Source organism: Micromonospora globispora (assembly GCF_003857015.1).
In the GTDB taxonomy this organism is placed as follows: Bacteria; Actinomycetota; Actinomycetes; order Mycobacteriales; family Micromonosporaceae; genus Micromonospora; species Micromonospora globispora.
The window spans coordinates 1-4,189 of the sequence record NZ_QGGF01000124.1; the positions used below are offsets into that span (position 1 = coordinate 1).

A 4,189-nucleotide genomic window follows, 5' to 3' on the forward strand; every position below is an offset into this window, starting at 1 on the left:
GATCAAGCTTGACCGCCCGGAGCCGGGCACGGCGGGCCACACCCCACCACCTCAACCACCCAGGGGCCGCAAGACACGGACGGGGCACAGGCAACCAGCCTGAAAGCGCAGGCCACGGCAGACACGCTAGGAGATTCGACGCTGAACCTTGCCGGCACACTCCGAGACCACGGCCCGCGCATCAAACCCCAGGCTCTCGATCGCCACCAACGCCGTGAACACGACATCGGCCAGCTCCGCCGCCACGTCCTCCCGGCTGTGCGTCACCCCCTTGCGCGGGTTCTGGCCGAGCACCCCGATCCAGGCGCCCGCCGCCTCCCCCGCCTCCTCGGTGAGCTTGAGGATCCGAAAGGTCAGCTCGGTGTCGCCGGTGCCGTTGGCGGCGTCCAGCCAGCCGCGCGAGGCCCGGACGGCGTCCCAGATCATCTCGTCCACGCCGACCAGTGAACCGGACAGGGGTGACGATCCGTACCCGGGGGCGGTCGGCGGGACGACGCCGATCCGGTGGTGGCGACGGGGCCGCCGCCGGGACCGGAAGGGACGTGTCGGTGATGCCGGAGGCCGTCGAGTCGGTGTTCGCCAGTGGTCAGCCGGAATCCTGGTGAGCCGGAGTTCCACCAGGCCGTCCGGGAGGTGCTGGAGAGCATCGGCCCTGCGCTGGCCCGTCACCCCGAGTACGCGCACGCACGGATCATCGAGCGGATCTGCGAGCCGGAACGGCAGGTCATCTTCCGCGTGCCGTGGGAGGACGACCACGGTCGGGTCCGGGTGAACCGGGGTTTCCGGGTGGAGTTCAACAGCGCGCTCGGCCCGTTCAAGGGTGGGTTGCGCTTTCACCCCTCGGTCTACCTGGGCATCGTCAAGTTCCTGGGCTTCGAGCAGATCTTCAAGAACGCGCTGACCGGGCTGCCGATCGGGGCGGGCAAGGGCGGCGCGGACTTCGACCCGAAGGGGCGCTCGGACCGGGAGGTGATGCGCTTCTGTCAGAGCTTCATGACCGAGCTGTACCGGCACATCGGCGCGCAGACCGATGTGCCGGCCGGGGACATCGGGGTGGGCAGCCGGGAGATCGGTTACCTGTTCGGCCAGTACAAGCGGATCACCAACCGGTACGAGTCGGGAGTGCTCACCGGCAAGGGCCTGTCGTACGGGGGTGCCCAGGTTCGGCGGGAGGCGACCGGCTACGGCGCGGTCTTCTTCGCCGACGAGATGCTCCGGCAGACCGGGGACAGCCTGGAGGGCAAGCGGGTGGTGGTTTCCGGCTCGGGCAACGTGGCGATCTACGCGATCGAGAAGGTGCGCCAGCTCGGCGGGACCGTGGTGGCCTGCTCGGACTCCTCGGGTTACGTGTTGGACGAGAAGGGCGTCGACCTGGAGCTGCTGCGGGAGCTGAAGGAGGAACGCCGGGCCCGGCTGGACGACTACGTCCGGCACCTGCCGCACGCGGTGGCGGTCTCCGGTCGTACCGTCTGGGAGGTCCCCTGCGACCTGGCCCTGCCGTGCGCGACGCAGAACGAGATCGGCGGCGCGGAGGCGGCGGCGTTGGTGGCCGGCGGCTGCGTCGCGGTGGTGGAGGGGGCGAACATGCCCACCACCCCGGAGGCGGTGCGCATCCTGGGCCGGGACGGGGTGGAGTTTGCCCCCGGCAAGGCCGCGAACGCCGGTGGGGTGGCGGTGAGCGCGCTCGAGATGCAGCAGAACGCGAGCCGCGACTTGTGGACGTTCGCGCAGTCGGAGCAGCGGCTGCGGGAGACCATGCGGGACATCCACGCCCGCTGCTGGGCGACCGCGGAGGAGTACGGGCTGCCCGGCGACTACGTGGCGGGGGCGAACATCAACGGGTTCCGCCGGGTCGCGGAGGCGATGCTGGCGCACGGCGTGGTGTGACCGACCATGGTGGGCGGTGGTGGCTGACCGTTCGGTCAGCAGGTGATTGACAGGGCTCGACGGCGGGCCTACTTTCAGGGCGCTACCGGCCGGTAGGCATCCGTCCCGCCTGGTCGCCCCCGGTGGGCGGCACCGTCCCCGGGGGAGCAACGATGCTGACCTCAACCACCCGTCTGGCCCGGCGACTGCTCGCCGTCGGCGCGGCCCTCACCCTGGCGGTCGGACTCGCCGGCGCGGCGCCGGCGTCGGCCGCCGAGACCGACGACGACGGCAGCCAGCCGCTGCCCGGCTACACCATCAACAACCCGCCGCTGGCGCCGCTGACCATCGACGGCTCCCCGACCACCGTCCGGCAGGGCGTGCACGAGCACGCCGGCTACATCGTCGAGGTGCCGGCCCGGTGGAACGGCGAGCTGGTGATGTGGACGCACGGCTACCGCGGCCAGACCACCGTCCTCTCCCCCGAACCGCCGGCGTTCGGCCTGCGCCAGCGGATGCTGGAGCAGGGGTACGCCTGGGCCTCGTCCTCCTACGACCGCAACGGCTACGACATCCGCTCCGGAGTGCTGAGCACCCGTGCCCTCGCCGACCTCTTCTCGGACACCGTCGAGCGGCCGAAGCGGGTCCTGATGGCCGGGGTGTCGATGGGTGGCCACATCATCGGCCGGTCGCTGGAGCAGTACCCGGACTACTACGACGGCGCGCTACCGATGTGCGGGGTGCTCGGCGACCACGAGCTGTTCGACTTCTTCCTGGACTACAACCTCGTCGCACAGGCCCTCGCCGGAGTTCGCGCGTACCCGACGCCGCCGGACTACCTCAGCAACGCCGTGCCGCGGATCCAGGTGGCGCTGGGTCTGGCCGGCCTCAAGCCGACCGGGCCGGACACCACCAACGAGCTCGGCAAGCAACTGCGGGCCGTCACCATCAACCGCTCGGGCGGGCCACGGCCCGGCGCGGACGCGGCGTTCGCGGTGTGGAAGGACTTCCTCTTCGCGATCAGCACCACCAGCGGCGGTGACTCTCCCGCCCAGCGGCCCGGCCAGCTCGCCACCAACCTGCTCACGCGCTACGAGCCGAACAGCCCGGTGGACGTCAACGCCACCGTGCAGCGGGTCGCCCCGGAGAACCTCTGGGAGCGGCTGTCACCCACGCTGACCGAGGTCCCGCGGATCAGCGGCCGGCCGACCGCGCCCGTGCTCACCCTGCACGACCTCGGCGACCTGTTCGTGCCGTTCTCCATGGAGCAGGCGTACGCCCGCGACGCCGCGTGGCACGGCGAGAGCCGGCTGGTGGTCCAGCGGGCCATCCGGGCGGCGAACCACTGCGAGTTCAGCCCGGCGGAGGCCGGCGCCGCCTGGGACGATCTCACCTCCTGGGTACGCACCGGCGTCCGTCCCGCCGGTGACGCCGTGACGGATCCGGAGAAGGTGGCGGTGCCCGACTTCGGCTGCCGGTTCACCGACCGGGCCGCGTACGGCACCGGCACCCGGCCCCTGTACGCGCCCTGCCCGTGACGTCGGCCCGGTGACCGTGGCGGCCCTGTCCACCCGGCCTTAATCCTCATTTCCGGCATTCTGCCGATCGGTGGTGTGGCCGACGCCCCGAATGCCAGAAGGGCCCCCTCCCGAGGGAGGGGGCCCTTCGTGTGAGCTCTTGTCAGTTGTTCCAGTGCTGGGCGACGAGGTCGGCGGCCTGCTGCTCCCACTGGGCGTAGGCGTCCGGGTAGGCCGACACCTGCACCGTCTGCGCGGCCTCGGTCAGGGGCATGTCCTGCCAGCCGTCGACCTGCTTCAGACCCTTCTGGAAGGCCATGGTCGAGTACTCGGGGTCGGTGATCTGCTCCGGAGTACCCCAACCACTGGAGGGGCGCTGCTGGAACAGGCCCAGCGAGTCGTGGTCGTTGCGGTCACCCAGGTGACCCAGGTTCTCCAGCTTCGACTCCTGCAGCGACGTGGCGATCGAGATGACCGCGGCCCGCTCGTTCAGGCCCGACTTCTTGGTGGCGGCGATGATCGCCTTCGCGTTGGCGGTCTGCTCGTCGTTCAGGTCGATGTGCGACTGCGCGCCCTGCACACCATGCGGGATCAGCTTGGCGGTGTCCACGGCCGGCTTGTCGGCCTGCACCGCGACCGCGGCGGGCGTGGCGTCGACCGGGGTGGCGGCGTGGGCGGTCAGCGGACCGGCGAACACACCACCGGCGAAGGCGAGACCAGCAACACCAAGAACGCTCTTACGGAAGATCGTGTTCATGGGGGAAAGCTCCATTCGGGGGTCGGCGCACGCCCGACGGGGGTCAGGG

The 4,189-nt window shown here is 70.9% G+C and carries 4 protein-coding genes; 2 read left to right on the forward strand and 2 right to left on the reverse strand.

Annotated elements, in window-relative coordinates; all coding sequences use genetic code 11:
- Window positions 1-126: 126 nt before the first annotated feature.
- Window positions 127-426, reverse strand: coding sequence for a MazG-like family protein (locus DKL51_RS04460; RefSeq protein ID WP_109964795.1), 300 nt, complete (start codon window positions 424-426; stop codon window positions 127-129).
- 156 nt (window positions 427-582) lie between these two features.
- Here DKL51_RS04460 and gdhA point away from each other — a divergent pair, with 156 nt between their 5' ends.
- Window positions 583-1,887, forward strand: coding sequence for an NADP-specific glutamate dehydrogenase (gene gdhA, locus DKL51_RS04465; RefSeq protein ID WP_124811756.1), 1,305 nt, complete (start codon window positions 583-585; stop codon window positions 1,885-1,887).
- A 152-nt stretch (window positions 1,888-2,039) separates the two neighbouring features.
- Window positions 2,040-3,404 carry a hypothetical protein gene (locus tag DKL51_RS04470; RefSeq protein WP_124811757.1) on the forward strand — a complete coding sequence of 455 codons (1,365 nt, stop codon included), beginning with the start codon at window positions 2,040-2,042 and terminating at the stop codon, window positions 3,402-3,404.
- A 142-nt stretch (window positions 3,405-3,546) separates the two neighbouring features.
- On the opposite strand, the gene DKL51_RS04475 is transcribed toward DKL51_RS04470, so the two are convergent.
- Window positions 3,547-4,140: a hypothetical protein gene (locus DKL51_RS04475; RefSeq protein WP_124811758.1), complete on the reverse strand. Its 594-nt coding sequence runs from the start codon at window positions 4,138-4,140 to the stop codon at window positions 3,547-3,549.
- Window positions 4,141-4,189 lie beyond the last annotated feature (49 nt).